The 15,092-nt window shown below is 74.2% G+C and carries 9 protein-coding genes and 2 pseudogenes; 6 read left to right on the top strand and 5 right to left on the bottom strand.

The window, feature by feature from the left end; all coding sequences use genetic code 11:
• Nucleotides 1–69 precede the first annotated feature (69 nt).
• Together Sru02f_RS24105 and Sru02f_RS24110 are read left to right on the top strand one after the other, a co-directional pair.
• On the top strand, nt 70–1,131 hold the full coding sequence (locus Sru02f_RS24105; protein ID WP_109028986.1) for a mechanosensitive ion channel family protein: 1,062 nt from the start codon (nt 70–72) through the stop codon (nt 1,129–1,131).
• Between the two features lie 102 nt (nt 1,132–1,233).
• Nucleotides 1,234–3,453, top strand: coding sequence for an NADP-dependent isocitrate dehydrogenase (locus Sru02f_RS24110; RefSeq protein ID WP_109028786.1), 2,220 nt, complete (start codon nt 1,234–1,236; stop codon nt 3,451–3,453).
• A gap of 67 nt (nt 3,454–3,520) precedes the next feature.
• On the opposite strand, the gene Sru02f_RS24115 is transcribed toward Sru02f_RS24110, so the two are convergent.
• Entirely contained in the window at nt 3,521–3,862 is a 342-nt protein-coding gene (locus Sru02f_RS24115; RefSeq protein ID WP_109028785.1) for a DUF5713 family protein, read from the bottom strand.
• A 79-nt stretch (nt 3,863–3,941) separates the two neighbouring features.
• Here Sru02f_RS24115 and Sru02f_RS24120 point away from each other — a divergent pair, with 79 nt between their 5' ends.
• Both Sru02f_RS24120 and Sru02f_RS24125 read left to right on the top strand, forming a co-directional pair.
• Nucleotides 3,942–4,739: an N-formylglutamate amidohydrolase gene (locus Sru02f_RS24120; protein WP_109028784.1), complete on the top strand. Its 798-nt coding sequence runs from the start codon at nt 3,942–3,944 to the stop codon at nt 4,737–4,739.
• Nucleotides 4,740–4,809: 70 nt separating this feature from the next.
• Nucleotides 4,810–6,033 (top strand): cytochrome P450, encoded by a 1,224-nt coding sequence (locus Sru02f_RS24125; protein ID WP_109028783.1) that lies wholly within the window; start codon nt 4,810–4,812, stop codon nt 6,031–6,033.
• A 34-nt stretch (nt 6,034–6,067) separates the two neighbouring features.
• Here Sru02f_RS24125 and Sru02f_RS24130 read toward each other — a convergent pair whose 3' ends face one another.
• The 3 genes from Sru02f_RS24130 to Sru02f_RS24140 form a co-directional block, all read right to left on the bottom strand.
• Nucleotides 6,068–6,559: a hypothetical protein gene (locus tag Sru02f_RS24130; protein ID WP_109028782.1), complete on the bottom strand. Its 492-nt coding sequence runs from the start codon at nt 6,557–6,559 to the stop codon at nt 6,068–6,070.
• Complete coding sequence (locus tag Sru02f_RS24135) at nt 6,556–7,131, bottom strand: RNA polymerase sigma factor (RefSeq protein WP_003972148.1); 576 nt, start codon at nt 7,129–7,131, stop codon at nt 6,556–6,558. The genes Sru02f_RS24130 and Sru02f_RS24135 overlap by 4 nt, the downstream gene beginning before the upstream one ends.
• 71 nt (nt 7,132–7,202) lie before the next feature.
• Nucleotides 7,203–8,636, bottom strand: a complete 1,434-nt coding sequence (locus Sru02f_RS24140; protein WP_109028781.1) for a S8/S53 family peptidase — start codon at nt 8,634–8,636, stop codon at nt 7,203–7,205.
• Between the two features lie 217 nt (nt 8,637–8,853).
• Here Sru02f_RS24140 and Sru02f_RS24145 point away from each other — a divergent pair.
• Nucleotides 8,854–12,058, top strand: a pseudogene (locus tag Sru02f_RS24145) (CHAT domain-containing protein).
• A gap of 26 nt (nt 12,059–12,084) precedes the next feature.
• On the opposite strand, the pseudogene Sru02f_RS24160 reads toward Sru02f_RS24145, so the two are convergent.
• A pseudogene (locus Sru02f_RS24160) lies at nt 12,085–13,915 on the bottom strand (LuxR family transcriptional regulator AbsR2).
• 72 nt (nt 13,916–13,987) lie between these two features.
• On the opposite strand from Sru02f_RS24160, the gene absR1 reads away from it, so the two are divergent.
• Complete coding sequence (gene absR1, locus Sru02f_RS24165; RefSeq protein WP_109028985.1) at nt 13,988–15,067, top strand: beta-glucuronidase AbsR1; 1,080 nt, start codon at nt 13,988–13,990, stop codon at nt 15,065–15,067.
• Nucleotides 15,068–15,092: the final 25 nt, after the last annotated feature.

A 15,092-nucleotide genomic window follows, 5' to 3' on the forward strand; every position in this document is an offset into this window, starting at 1 on the left:
CATACCCGACATCCCGTAGGCATTCCGTAGTCATTCCGTTGGAGGCGGCCGGTGACCGAGGACCTGACCATGGACCATCTGCTCCCCGCCGGCATCGCGCTGGGGGCGGGTCTGCTGGGGGCGTTCCTGCTGCGGATGCTGCTGCGCTGGCTGGCGGGCCATGCCGGGCGCACCCGCTGGGGCGGCGACGACGTGATCGTGGCCGCGCTGCGCACGGTGGCGCCGTGGGCGGCGGTCGCGGCCGGGGTGGCCGGTGCGGCGGCGGCGCTGCCGCTGACCCGCGCGGTGCAGCACGGCGTCAACCAGGTGCTGACGGTGCTGCTGATCTTCGTGGCGACGGTGACGGCGGCCCGGGTGGTCGCCGGTCTGGTGCGGACGGTGACGACCTCGCGTTCCGGAGTCGCCGGGTCGGCCACGATCTTCGTCAACATCACCCGGATCCTGGTACTGGCCATCGGCTTCCTGGTGATGCTGCAGACGCTGGGCGTCTCCATCGCGCCGATGCTGACCGCCCTGGGCGTGGGCGGTCTGGCGGTGGCGCTGGCCCTCCAGGACACGCTGGCCAACCTCTTCGCGGGCATCCACATCCTCGCCTCCAAGACCGTGCAGCCGGGTGACTACATCCAGCTCAGCAGCGGCGAGGAGGGCTACGTCGAGGACATCAACTGGCGCCAGACCACCGTGCGCGAGCTGTCCAACAACCTGGTGGTGATCCCGAACGGGCAGCTCGCGAAGTCGAACATGACCAACTTCATGCGGCCCGAGCAGCGGCTGACCGTGCTGGTCCAGGTCGGCGTCTCCTACGACAGTGACCTGGACCACGTGGAGCGGGTGACGACCGAGGTGATCGCCGAGGTGATGGCGGAGGTCAGCGGCGCGGTGCCGGACCACGAGCCGGCCATCCGCTTCCACACCTTCGGCGACTCGCGGATCGGTTTCACGGTGATCCTGGGCGTGGGCGAGTTCAGCGACCAGTACCGGATCAAGCACGAGTTCATCAAGCGGCTGCACCGGCGCTACCGCGCGGAGGGCATCCGGATCCCGTCGCCCGCCCGGACGGTCGCGCTCCAGCAGGGGGCCGTGGTCCTCCCGCAGCAGCGGGCGGGCGAGGAGATCGTCCCGCTCCCCTGAGCGTCACGTGGCCGGAATCTCCGTGCGACCCCTGTCGAGCCCGGGTCGATCACGAGATATCTTGATGTCGAGCAATGTTGCAGACGTGGAGCGGAGCACCCGGTGACTGACTCGACCATCATCTATACACACACTGACGAGGCCCCGGCCCTGGCGACGTATTCGTTCCTGCCGGTGGTCCGGGCGTACGCCTCGCAGGCGGGTGTCGCGGTCGAGACCCGCGACATCTCGCTGGCCGGCCGCATCATCGCCCTGTTCCCGGAGTACCTGACCGAGGACCAGCGCATCCCGGACGCCCTCGCGGAGCTCGGCGAGCTGGCCAAGACGCCCGCCGCCAACATCATCAAGCTGCCGAACATCTCGGCGTCCATCCCGCAGCTCAAGGCCGCGATCGCCGAGCTGCAGGGCCAGGGCTACGCGCTGCCGGCCTACCCGGACGACCCGAAGACCGACGAGGAGCGCGACGTCCGCGCCCGCTACGACAAGGTCAAGGGCTCCGCGGTCAACCCGGTGCTGCGCGAGGGCAACTCCGACCGTCGTGCCCCGGCCTCGGTGAAGAACTACGCCAAGACCCACCCGCACCGCATGGGCGCCTGGAGCGGCGAGTCCAAGACCAACGTGGCGACCATGGGCGAGAACGACTTCCGTTCCACCGAGAAGTCCGCGGTGATCGCCGAGGACGGCACCCTGCGGATCGAGCTGGTCGGCGACGACGGCACCACCACCGTGCTGCGCGAGTCGGTGCCGGTGAAGAAGGACGAGGTCGTCGACGCCTCCGTGCTGCGCGTCGCCGCGCTGCGCGAGTTCCTCACCGCGCAGGTCGCCCGCGCCAAGGCCGAGGGCATCCTCTACTCGGTGCACCTGAAGGCCACGATGATGAAGGTCTCCGACCCGATCATCTTCGGCCACGTGGTCCGCGCCTTCTTCCCGAAGACCTTCGCCCAGTACGGCGACGTGCTCGCCAAGGCCGGCCTCACCCCGAACGACGGCCTGGGCGGCATCTACAAGGGCCTGGAGTCGCTGCCCGAGGGCGCCGAGATCAAGGCGTCCTTCGACGCCGAGCTGGCCGAGGGCCCGGAGCTGGCCATGGTCGACTCCGACAAGGGCATCACCAACCTGCACGTGCCCTCGGACGTCATCATCGACGCGTCCATGCCGGCCATGATCCGCACCTCCGGTCACATGTGGGGGGCGGACGGCGGCGAGCACGACGCCCTCGCGGTGATCCCGGACTCCTCGTACGCCGGTGTGTACCAGGCCGTCATCGAGGACTGCCGCGCCAACGGCGCCTACGACCCCTCCACCATGGGTTCGGTCCCGAACGTCGGCCTCATGGCGCAGAAGGCCGAGGAGTACGGCAGCCACGACAAGACCTTCGAGATCCCCACCACGGGCACCGTCCGCCTGGTCGACGCCGCGGGCAACGCGGTGCTGGAGCAGACGGTCTCCGCCGGTGACATCTTCCGCGCCTGCCAGACCAAGGACGCGCCGATCCGCGACTGGGTGAAGCTGGCCGTCACCCGCGCCCGCGCCACCGGCGACCCGGCCGTCTTCTGGCTGGACGAGGGCCGCGCCCACGACGCCAACCTGATCGCCAAGGTGAAGGCGTACCTGCCGGAGCACGACACCGAGGGCCTGGACATCCGGATCCTCAACCCGGTCGAGGCGACCAAGCTGTCGGTGGAGCGCATCCGCCGCGGCGAGAACACCATCTCGGTCACCGGCAACGTGCTGCGCGACTACCTGACCGACCTGTTCCCGATCCTGGAGCTGGGCACCAGCGCCAAGATGCTGTCGGTCGTCCCGCTGATGGCGGGCGGCGGCCTCTTCGAGACCGGTGCCGGCGGCTCGGCCCCCAAGCACGTGCAGCAGCTGGTCAAGGAGGACTACCTGCGCTGGGACTCGCTCGGCGAGTTCTTCGCCCTGGTGCCGTCCCTGGAGCAGTACGCCGAGGCCACCGGCAACGGCAAGGCCAAGGTCCTCGCCGACACCCTCGACCGCGCCACGGCGACCTTCCTCAACGAGGACAAGTCCCCGACCCGCCGCGTCGGCGGCATCGACAACCGCGGCAGCCACTTCTACCTGTCCATGTACTGGGCGCAGGAGCTGGCGAAGCAGACCGACGACGCGGACCTGGCCAAGGCCTTCGCCCCGCTCGCCGAGACGCTCACCGCGAGCGAGCAGAAGATCGTCGAAGAGCTGAACGCCGTACAGGGCAAGCCCGCCGAGATCGGCGGCTACTACCAGCCCGACCCGGCCAAGGCCGCCGAGGTCATGCGCCCGTCGGCCACCTGGAACGAGGCGCTGGCGTCCTTCGCCTGATCCTTTCCGGGCCCGCACGGACCCCGGCACCCCGTCTCCGTCCCCTCGGAGGCGGGGTGCCGCCGCTTCACCACTCCCGCGGCGCGATCAGCTCCTCCGGGTCCGCGTCCGCGAAACCGTAGGCATGGGCGACGAACCAGAAGGCCTCGCCGATCTCCTCCCGGGCCGTGGTCTCGATCTCGCTGCCCGCCTCCTCGAAGGCCGCCTCCAGCTCGTTGAACTCCTCGGTGGCCGCGTGGGTCAGCGCATAGAGCGCCGCCAGGTCGCCCGGCGGGTCCGCCTCCACGCGGGCGCACAGCCGGAGCAGGATGTCGCGGCCCCGGTCCACCACCCGGTCCGGGAAGTACTCGTCCCCGTACAGTCCCGCCAGAAACCGGTGTGCGGCCACCCGCTGGTTGGTGATCGGCATGAAGCCCCCTGTCCTCGCTGCCCGGTACCGTCCCCGTGATCCTGCCGCACCCCACTGACAACGCCCTCGGAGCCGCCCCGTGACCGACGCCCCGCCCGCCTTCGAACTGCTGCCGGGTGCCCCGCACTCCCCCGTGATCCTGCACGTCCCGCACTCCTCCCGCGCGATCCCGGCCGACGTGCGGAGCGGCATCGTCCTGTCCGACGCCGAGCTGGAGCGGGAGCTGGACCACATGACCGACTCGCACACCGCGGAGATCGCCGGGCGGGCCGCCGAGCTGGCCGGCCTCACCCCCTGGCGGTTCGTGAACCGGGCCTCGCGGCTGGTGGTCGACCCGGAGCGGTTCCCGGACGAGCGGGAGGAGATGACGGCCGTCGGGATGGGCGCCGTGTACACGCGGACCTCGCACCGTGAAGTGCTGCGCCCGGACGGCACCGACCCCGAGCCGCTGATCGAGCGGTACTTCCGGCCGTACGCGCGGGCCGTGACCGAGGCGGTGGCCGACCGGCTCGCGGCCACCGGACGGGCCGTGATCGTCGACGTGCACTCCTACCCGGCCCGGCCGCTCCCCTACGAACTGCACGGCGAGGGCCCGCGCCCGCCCGTCTGCCTGGGCACCGACGCCTTCCACACGCCGCCCGGGCTGCTCGCCGCGGCCCGGGAGGCGTTCGCCCCGTGCGGGGAGACCGGCCTGGACAGCCCGTTCAGCGGGACGTACGTGCCGCTGGACTTCTACGGCACACGGAGCGAGGTCGGTGCGCTGATGGTGGAGATCCGCCGGGACACCTACATGACGGAGCCGGGCGGTCCGGCCGGGCCGGGGCTGTCCCGGCTCGCCGGGTCGCTGGCGGCGCTCGTAGACGCCGTGTCCGGCTGAGGACGACCGGTCCCACCGGCTGGAGCACTCCCGCGCGACAGCCGGTCGGGTGCGCGACGAGGGTGGGGGGATGACGCAGGAGACCACCACGCTCACCGGCCAGTCGCCACCCCCGGTGCGGGACTGGCCCGCCCTCGACCTGGACGGCCCGGAATTCGACCCGGTCCTCGCCGAGCTGATGCGCGAGGGGCCGCTGACCCGCGTCCGGCTCCCGCACGGCGAGGGCTGGGCCTGGCTGACGACGCGGTACGACGACGTGAAGGCGATCACCAACGATCCGCGGTTCGGCCGGGCCGAGGTGACGAGACGTCAGGTCACACGCCTCGCCCCGCACTTCAAGCCGCGGCCCGGCTCGCTCGCCTTCGCCGACCAGCCCGACCACAACCGGCTGCGGCGCGCGGTCGCGGGCGCGTTCACCGTCGGCGCCACGAAGCGGCTGCGGCCCCGGGCGCAGGAGATCCTGGACGGTCTGGTGGACGGGATCCTCGCCGAGGGGCCGCCGGCCGACCTGGTCGAACGGGTCCTGGAGCCCTTCCCGATCGCCGTCGTCAGCGAGGTGATGGGCGTGCCGGCCGCCGACCGGGAGCGCGTGCACTCCTGGACCCGGCAGATCATCTCGACCTCCGGCGGTGCCGAGGCCGCCGAGCGGGCGAAGCAGGGCCTGTACGGGTGGATCACCCAGACCGTGCGCGCCCGGGCCGGCGGCGAGGGCGGCGACGTGTACTCGATGCTCGGCGCCGCCGTCGGCCGCGGCGAGGTCGGCGAGACGGAGGCCGTCGGGCTGGCGGGGCCGCTGCAGATCGGCGGCGAGGCCGTCACGCACAACGTCGGCCAGATGCTGTACCTGCTGCTCACCCGCCCCGAGCTGATGGCGCGGATGCGCGAGCGGCCCGGGGCGCGCGGCACGGCGCTGGACGAGCTGCTGCGCTGGATCTCGCACCGCACGTCGGTGGGCCTGGCCCGCATCGCCCTGGAGGACGTCGAGGTGCACGGGACGCGCATCGCCGCCGGTGAGCCGGTGTACGTCTCGTACCTGGCCGCCAACCGCGACCCGGACGTCTTCCCCGACCCGGACCGCATCGACCTGGACCGCGACCCCAACCCGCACCTGGCGTACGGCAACGGGCACCACTTCTGCACCGGCGCCGTGCTCGCCCGGATGCAGACCGAGCTGCTGGTCGACACGCTCCTGGAGCGGCTGCCGGGGCTGCGGCTCGCGGTCCCGGCCGAGCAGGTGGCCTGGCGCCGCAAGACCATGATCAGGGGCCCGCGCACGCTGCCCTGCACCTGGTAGCCCCGCCCACCCCGCGCCCGGCGGGCGGCACGCGTCAGGCCCGCAGCCACTCCGTCACGACCACCTCCCGGCCGGTCCGCAGCCGCAGCGCGAACGGACCGGCGGGCGGGGCCTCGCCGGCGAACCGGCCCATGTCGTCGGCCGTCAGCCGGGCGTGCTCCCGCGGGCCGCTCAGCACCTCGATCCCGGCCGGGCCCGGCGGCAGCAGCTGGCCGATCAGGCCCTCGGCGGTCACCTCGACGTCGACGGTCACGCCGTCCGACTGGAAGGTCAGCATCCGCGGGGGGTCCGTCTCCCCCCTGACGGGGATGCCGTCCACCAGCGAGTCGAAGGTCAGCTCGGCGACGCGGGCGTCCAGGTCGTGCAGGACGAAGGCGTCGACGGCGGTCCGCCGCAGCTCGGCCGGGACCGGGTCCAGGATCGCGGCGGCCTGCCGCAGCTCCTCCTCCAGCAGACCGTCGTGCAGCTCTGCGTCGCGCTCGTCGTGCTCGTCGTGCTCGTCGTGCTCGTCGTTGAGATCGCTCATTTCGTCCCCCGTGCCTCCAGCCGGGCCCGCAGCCGGCGCAGACAGCGCTGGCGCATCGGCCCGATGCTGCCCACCGCGATACCCAGCGCGGCGGACACCTCCTGATAACTGGGCGGTGGCGAGGAGATCAGCACCCGCAGCAACTGGCGGCACCGCTCGCCCAGTTCCTCGAACTCCTGCCACAGCAGCCGTACGCGCTCGGTCTGCGCGGCGGCCTCCTCGGAGTCGAGCACCGACTCCTCCGGCGTACGCTCCTCGCTCGGCCGGTCGAGCAGCTGTGGATCGTCGGTCGGCGTCCACCGCTTGGAGGCCTTGAGCAGCTTCAGGCACTCGTGCCGTGCCGTGCTCGCCAGCCAGGAGCCGGTCTTCTCCGGTTCCCGGATCCGCCCCAGGTGCTGGGCGAAGCGGAACCAGGCGGTCTGGTACACCTCGTGCGCGTCGGCGTCGGACAGCCCGTGCGACCTGGCCACGGACCAGACCAGCGGGCCGAGTCCGTCCACCAGTGACTTCCAGGCCGCCGCGTCCCCGTCGGCCGCCGACTGGACGAGCGCCCCGACATCTGCACGGTCCACGGTCCCACCCCTCGTGTACGACCTGCCATCGTACGCCGTGGAGCGGATGGTTCCGACCGCCAGCAGGCCGTTCACGACCCGCCTTCCGACGGGTCGACGGGGACCGGGCGCCAGGTGGGCGGCAGCAGCGCGGGCACGTGCGCCCCGCGCACCTCCGCGTACTCGGTGTTGGCCGCGAGCAGTTGCCGGCCGGCCGCGCGCGGGTCGGTCTCCTTGTGCGCCGTCATGCGGGAGGCGACCAGCCCCGCGACCACGGGGGTGGCGAAGGAGGTGCCGCTCCACTGCGCGTGCCCCTCGAACATCACCTGGTCCGGCTTGGCGGGCGCCTCGCCCGGCTCGCTCAGCACCCCGTTGTGCGGCGGGTACTGACAGGTGCAGGGGTAGGTGAAGCCGAACCGGCAGTCGTCGTAGGTGGAGTGCTGGTAGACGTACGGCACGGGTGTCCCGAAGCCGGTGAGGGCGCTGGTGAGGCGCTCGCCGGGGGCGTAGGCCCGCACCCAGCCGCCGTGGTTGCTGAAGCAGGCGCCGAACTCGCCGTCGGAGCGCAGCGCCCCGATCGACAGCACCGAGTCCTCCCAGCCGGGCAGGGTGGCGTAGGCGGCGGGCCAGAAGGGCGTGGCGCTCGCGTTGTTGCCCGCGGCGGCGACCAGCAGGGTGCGCTGGTCGCGGAGTTCCTCCATGAAGGCGTGGACGCCGAGCAGGCCGTCGGTGCGGCCGTTGGAGGTGCCGGCGGAGAGGCTGAGGACCTCGGGCCAGCCACCGCGGTCGACGGCCTCGAAGAGCTTCTCGCCCAGCTCCGACTCGAGGATCGCGCCCGCGTCGTTGAGGGTGTTGCTGACGGTCACGTCGGTGTTGGGCGCGACGGCGGCGACCAGCCCGGCGATGAAGGTGCCGTGCCCGACGTACTGGCACAGGACTCCGTCGTCGTCGCACTCCCTGATCTGGGCGTCGCCCCCGGTGTGGGCCAGCAGCGGGTAGGACCGGTAGTCGTGCATGAGACCGGTGTCGACGACGAGGACGCCGACGGCGGTCTCGGCGTCGTACGGCGTCCCGTCGGCGGCCGGGTTGGGCGGCTCGCTCAGCGGGACGGGCACGGGCTCGTCGCCGGGGCAGGCGTTGACGGCGATGGAGACGACGTGGTTGCGGCTGATCAGCCGGCGGCCCGCGCGGCCCTCCATCGTCCGCAGGGAGCGCAGCGCGTGGGCGACGGTGGGGTCGCCGTCGCGGGCACCTTCGCCGGGGTCGGCGACCTGGATGCGGGTGATGCCGGTGCGGTTGGACTCGGGGCTCGCCCGGCGCACGTGGTCCGGGGTGAGCCCGGCCATCGTGGTGAAGTGGTCGCGCACGGTGTCCTCGACGAGCCGGGCCTCCTCGCCGTCGCGGGCGAGGACGACGCCCTTCTCGTAGAAGAACTCGGCCGAGTCGTCCGGGCCCATCGCCAGCGGGACGTCCGGCATCGAGCGCTGGATCTGGTCGAACTGCTCGCGGAATCGCTGTGGTGCCATTCTTGTCCTCCACTGTGGCGGTGGCGGTGACGACGGCCGGGGCCCCGGGCGTGACCGCGGGTGTGCCCCCGGATGTGACCACGGTGGTGGCAGCGGTCGTCAATCAGAGTCCCGGGGTGGCCGATTGATACAGACTCGAACCTGTGTGGCGTGGTTCCGGAGCACTACCATCCGTGGGGTGACAGCGCGAAACGACTCGGTTCTCGACCTGCTGCCGATGGTGTTCGCCGCCCCGGGCGAAGCGCTGACGCGGGCGGAGGAGTTGCTCGGCGCCGATCCCTCGCCGCTGCACGCCTCGGTCGCCCATCAGGTGATCGGCATCTGGCAGCGGGACTTCGGCGACACCCGGCGCGCCCTGGCCCATCTGCGGCGCGCCCGCGACCTCGCCGCGCGCGCGGACTCGGCCGAGCGGGAGGCGGACGTCCTGGCCACGCTCGGGGTCGCGCTGGTGCACGCCGGGCGTACGCGGGCGGGGCTGGAGGCGTTCGAGCGGGGCGTGGCGCGCGGGAGCGGTCACACGCGCGCGCGGGTGCTGTTCCGGCGGGCGTACGTGTGGTGGGTCCTCGGCCGGCACGGGGAGGCGCTGGAGGACGTACGGCGGGCGATTCCGGTGCTCCGTCAGGCGGAGGACGTGATCTGGACGGCGCGGGCGCTGACGCTGCGGGCGACCGTGCACCTGGCGCTGGGCTCGGTGGAGCGGGCGGACGCCGACTTCACCGCGGCGGAGGCGCTGTGGGACACCACGGGCCAGGAGCACGACAAGGCCGACGCGGTGGAGAGCCGGGGTCTGGCGGCCTTCCGGTCGGGAGACGTACCGGCGGCGCTGCGGCTCCTGGACGAGGCGGAGGAGCGGTACGGGAAACTGGGCACGCCGACGTTCATGCTCACCATCCGGCGCTGCGAGGTGCTGATGGCGGCGGGACTCGCCACCGAGGCGCTGGCGGAGGCGGACGGGGCCGTGGCGGCGCTGGACGGGATCGGCGGGCAGTCCACCCGCAAGGCGGAGTTGCTGCTGGTGGCCGCGCGGGCGGCCCGGCTGGCGGACGAGCCGCAGACCGCGCTGGCGCGCGCGGCCGTCGCGGTGCGGCTGTTCGCCGGGCAGCGGCGCACCTGGTACGAGACGCACGCCCGGCTGGTGCTGATCGAGGCTCGGGTCGCCACGGGCCGCGGATCGGGCCGGCTGGTCGCGGACGCGGCGGCGGTGGCGGAGCGGCTGGCGGCCTTCGGGGCCCCGGCCGCGCCGGAGGCTTCGTTGCTGGCGGGCCGGATCGCGCTGGACCTCGGCTGGACCGCGGACGCGGAACGGCATCTGGCGGTGGCCGCGCGCAGCCGGCACGGCGGGCCGCCGCTGGCCCGGATGACGGGCTGGGCGGCGCAGGCGCTGCGGGCGCGGGCGGCGGGGTCGGCGCGGGGCGTCCTGGAGGCCTGCCGGCGCGGTCTGGACGTCCTCGACGATCACCGGATGACGCTGGGCGCCTCGGAGCTGCGGGCCCGGGCCACCGCGCAGGGTGCGGAGCTGGCGGCGCTGGCGCAGCGGGCGTCGCTGGTCTCGGGCGGGCCGCGGCGGCTGCTGGGCTGGAGCGAGCGCTGGCGGGCGACGGTGCTGTCGGCGCCGCCGACCCGTCCGCCGGCCGATCCGGTGCTGCTGACCGCCATGACGGCGTTCCGGGAACTCGCGGCCCGCGCGGAGGAGGCCCGCACGGACGGCGGCCGGCCCGCTCCGGCGCTGGAGCGCGAGCAGCGGCGCCTGGAGCGGGAGATCCGCTCCCGCACCCTGCACATGCGGGGCGAGGCGCCCGGCGACGGCGACCGGTTCGACGTGGGGCGGCTGCTGCGGCGGCTGGGCGACGAGGTGCGGCTGGTGGAGCTGGCGGTGCTCGACGGGCGCGTGCACGTGCTGCTGTGCGGGCAGGGCAGGGTACGGCGCTTCGAGGCCGGGTTGCTGGCCGAGGCGGAGGTGGAGGCGGAGCACGTGCAGGCCGGGTTGCGGCGGCTGGCGCATCCGGGTGGGGAGGCGCGGCTGCCGCTGGTGGAGGCGGCGGGCGCGCGCCTCCAGCGGTTGCTGCTGGGGCCCGCCGCGGCCCACCTCGGCTCGGGTCCGGTCGTCGTGGTCCCGCCGGGCCGGCTGCACCGGGTGCCGTGGGCGCTGCTGCCGGTGCTGCGGGACCGCGTCCTCAGCGTGTCGCCGTCGGCGAGCAGTTGGCTGCGCGCGAGGGACACCGCTCCCCGCCCGGTGGTCGCCAGGTCCTGGTCCGCGGCCCCGGCCTGGCGAGCGGCGGCGCCGAGGTGCCGGAACTCGCCGAGCGGTACGCGGGGCGGGGCCACCGGGGAGGGACGGGGCGGGGAGCCCGCCGCCCGGGCTCCGGACCGGGGCGCGCCGACTGCCACCGGGGGGCGGACGGGAGCACGGTGGTCCCGCGGAGCCTGCCGAAACGCCTTCAGCGCCGCCCCCGGGCGAGCGCCGCCCGGGTGACCACGGCGAACCGGCCGGGCCGCACCAAGTACCGACACAGGCCGCACCGGACCGCGGTGAGCACGGCGAACCCGCCGGGCCGCACCGTGTACCGGCATCGGGCGGACCGGGTCGCGGGGAGCACGCACGGGCGGCCGGTACGCCTTCGCTGCCGTCGCAGGCCGCGCCGGACCGCGGCGAACACGCACCGTCGCCCGGTACGGGCCGAGTGCCGTCGCAGGGCGGGCCCCACCGCGGCGAACGCGGGCGGCCCGCCGGGGCGCTCGCGGTGCCGCCGCGAGGTGGGTGGGAGCGTGGCGGACAGGGGGAGCCGGTCGCGGCGGACGGCGGTGCGAGACGGGCTTCACTGGCTGTCGACGGCGTAGGCGTCGGCGTCGGCGGGGAGGGCGTCGGCCGGGAGGTCGTCGGTGGGGAGGCCGACGCCGCCCGGCAGGCGCGACCCGGCGCCCCCGGGGTCGACGCCGCCGTGCGGGGCCGAACCGTCGTACTGGAGGGCGACGACGCACGGGTGCCCCGCGTGTTGCGGGAACTGGACGGGGCCGCGTTGGCGCACATCGCGGCGCACGGGACCTTCCGCGCGGACAGTCCGTTGTTCTCGTCGCTGCGGATGGCCGACGGGCCGCTCATCGTGCACGACTTCGAGCGGCTCGACCGCAGCCCGTACCGGATCATCCTGCCCTGCTGCGACACCGCGCGCTTCGCTTCGGTCGGCGCCGACGAGTTGCTCGGCCTGGTCACCGCGCTGCTGCCGCTGGGCACGGCCGGGGTGGTGGCGTGCACCGCGCCGGTCAACGACGCCGCGGTGGTGCCCCTGATGCTCGCGCTGCACAAGGGGCTGGAGGCCGGCCTGTCCCTGGCGGAGGCGCTGCGCGACGCGCGGGCCGCGCTGCCGGGCGACGCGGTGCACCAGGCGACGGGGTGGGCCTTCACGGCGTTCGGGGCGGCCTGAGCCCGCCCCGGTACCCGGCCGCCGGGTCAGGCGGGTTGGGGCTCGGGCAGTTCCATGAGCCACGGCAGGGCGCCGCGGTCGCCCGCACCGAGGCGGGTGTAGGCGCCGTAGAGGTGGTTGCCGACGGTGCGGACGGAGAGGGTCAGCCGCTCCGCGATCTGCCGGTTGCTCAGGCCCGCGGCGGCGAGCGTGACGATCTGCCGCTGCCGGGCGGTGAGTTCGCCGAGCACCAGTCCGGACAGCGCGGGGGTGCGGGCGCCCTGGCAGCGTCGGACGAGGGCGGCGGCCCGGGTCCGCGCGGTGCGGGCGGCCCGCGGGTCGCGGTGGACGGGGACCGCCTGGGCGCTCGCCTCGGCCGCGAACAACAGGAATCCGCGCCGCTCCAACTCGTCGGCGACCCGGTCGAGCGCGGGCCCGTCCTCGCGCGCGAGGGCGTCGGCGTGCGCGGCGAAGACGCCGGTCAGCCGGCCGACCGCGCGCTGGGGCGCGCCGAGCCGGACGGCGTCGTACGGGTCGACCCGGCCGGCCGTCCGGACCGCCTCGTCGAGGTCGCCGCGCGCGGCGGCGGCCCAGGCGACGGCGGCCTCCTGGCCGCCCCGCGTCCCGTCGCCCGACTGCGCGGTGGCCAGGGCGAGTTCGGTACGGCAGTCCGGGTCGTCGGGGTGGGTCCGCAGGCCCTCGCGGGCCCAGGCCGCGGCGTCGCGCAGTCCCCCGCCCAACCGGGCGAACCGGGCCCGCAGCGCGGCGTATCCGGCCAGCAGCGGCACCCTTCGGCGGCCAGCCACTCCCCACGGGCGCCTCGACCGGCCGTACGTCGGCCTGCTCGATGCGCAGGGCGAGGGCGGCCCGCTCCGCCTCCAGGGCGGGACCGGTCCGGTCCGGGGTGCGGACGGCCAGGCGCCGGGCCCGCAGCCGGCCCGCGGCGGCGCGCAGCACCGGGCCGTGCAGGGGGTGCGCGAGGCGCCCGGCGCCGTGGTCGTCGACGGTGACCAGGCCTTCGGCCTCCAGGTTCTCCAGGATCCGTACGTCGAGCGCGTCCGGGTTCGGATCCAGGTCCAGGGGCAGGGGCTCGGCGAAGGCGAGCCGTTCGAGGGTCTCCCGCTCCTCGGTGCGGGGGCGGTCGAGTACCTGGGCGGTGCGCTCGCGGACCGCCGGGGTGATCGGCACCGGTCCGCGCCACGCCCACTGGTCCGTGTCCGGCACCGGCACGAGCGAGCCGTTCTCGCGGACGGCGGTCAGCAGTTGGCGCAGCAGCCGCAGGTCTCCCCGGCACAGGCGGTGCAACCGGTCGACGGTGAGCGGCTCCAGGACGGTGTCCGCGCCGGCCGCGAGCAGTTCGGCGGTCTCCTCGCGGGGCAGCGGTTCCAGGGCGAGGCGCGGCAGCAGCTCACCGGACCACAGCCGGGACACGGCGTCCGGTACGGAGGTGCCGTCGGTGGCGACGACCAGGAGGCGGGTACGGCCGTGCACGGCGAGCTGGTGCACGAGGGCGGCCGAGGCGGCGTCGAGCAGGTGCGCGTCGTCGACCAGCAGCAGCCGTACGCCGGACAGGAGGTGTACCGCGCGGTGCAGGGTGACTCCCTCGGGCAGCAGGTGGGCGAAGGGCGCGAAGGGGACGTCCCGGGTCTCGGGCGTCCCGGCGGCGCGGGCGCAGTCGGTGCCGCGCACGGCCTCCGTGACCAGCCTGGTCTTGCCCGCGCCCGCCGGGCCCGTCACCACGAGGCCGCCCCGTCCGGCGGCCACGGACCCGCGCACCAGCTCCAGTTCGTCCGCCCGCCCGGTGAACGGCCAGGGGGTCTCCAGCCTCTTCGCGTCCCGCAGAGAAGTCGTCACGGCAACATGAGTCGGCATACTCATCCCTGATACAGGGTGACTTGAGTACCCCCCGACTCAGGCGCCGGGACCTCCCCGGACGGCACCCTGATGCCCATGACCGCACGCTACTGCTCGCTCGAGCGGCAGCCTGCCCCGGTGCTTCCGCCGGGGTTGGCCGTCGAGCGCGTCGCCGCGCTCGTCGGCGGGCAGCGGATGTGGGTCAACGCCACCGTGCTGCACTACTGCTTCCTCGGCGGCGACACCGACGCCTCGGTGGTCCCGATGCCGGGCACCGGACGGCCGCGGCGGGGTTCTTGGGCGGGGACCGAGGAGCAGCGGGACGTGGTGCGCGACTGCTTCCGGGAGTGGCGCGACCTGGGCATCGGACTCGGCCTCGAAGAGGTCCGCGACCGGTCGGAGGCGGAGCTGCGCATCGGCTTCCAGCCCGGCGACGGGTCCTGGTCGGCGGTGGGCAAGGACGCGCTCGGGGTCGGTCTGAACGACCGGACGATGAACTTCGGCTGGGACCTGACCGCGCCGGGCGAGCGGGCGACGGCCCTGCACCAGATCGGGCACGCGCTCGGCATGCTGCACGAGCACCAGAGCCCGTTCGCGGGCATCCTCTGGGACGACGAGGCCGTCTACGCCGAGCTGGCGGGCCCGCCCAACCACTGGAGCCGGGAGCGGACCTTCCACAACATCCTGCGCAAGCTCGACGGCGACGAGGCCAACGGCCCGGTCTGGGACCCGCAGTCGATCATGGAGTACCCGTTCTCCTCGGGCCTGATACTGGAGCCCGAGCACTACCGTTCCGGCCTGCGCCCGCCCGGTACGCTCTCCGCCGCCGACAAGGAGTTCGCCCTGCGCTGGTACCCGCCCACCGGCCGGCCCGGTCCGCTGGTGCCGTTCCGCTCGGTGCCGCTGGGTCTCGGGCCCGGCGAGCAGGCCGACTTCCGCGTGGATCCGCCGGAGACCCGCGAGTACACCGTGGGCACCTTCGGTGACAGCGACGCCGTCGTCGTCGTCTTCGAGGAGCGGGACGGTGTGCCCCGCTACTTCGCCGGACAGGACGACGGAGGAACCCCGCACAACGCCACGATCAGGGCCCGTTTCGTCAAGGGCCGCCGCTATGTCGTCCGGGTGCGCCTGTACTCCTCGTGGGGTGCGGGCGAGACGGCGGTCATGTACTGGTGACCGCGCGGCTCACAAGCACCCGTGC

The organism is Streptomyces rubrogriseus (assembly GCF_027947575.1).
GTDB lineage: Bacteria > Actinomycetota > Actinomycetes > Streptomycetales > Streptomycetaceae > Streptomyces > Streptomyces rubrogriseus.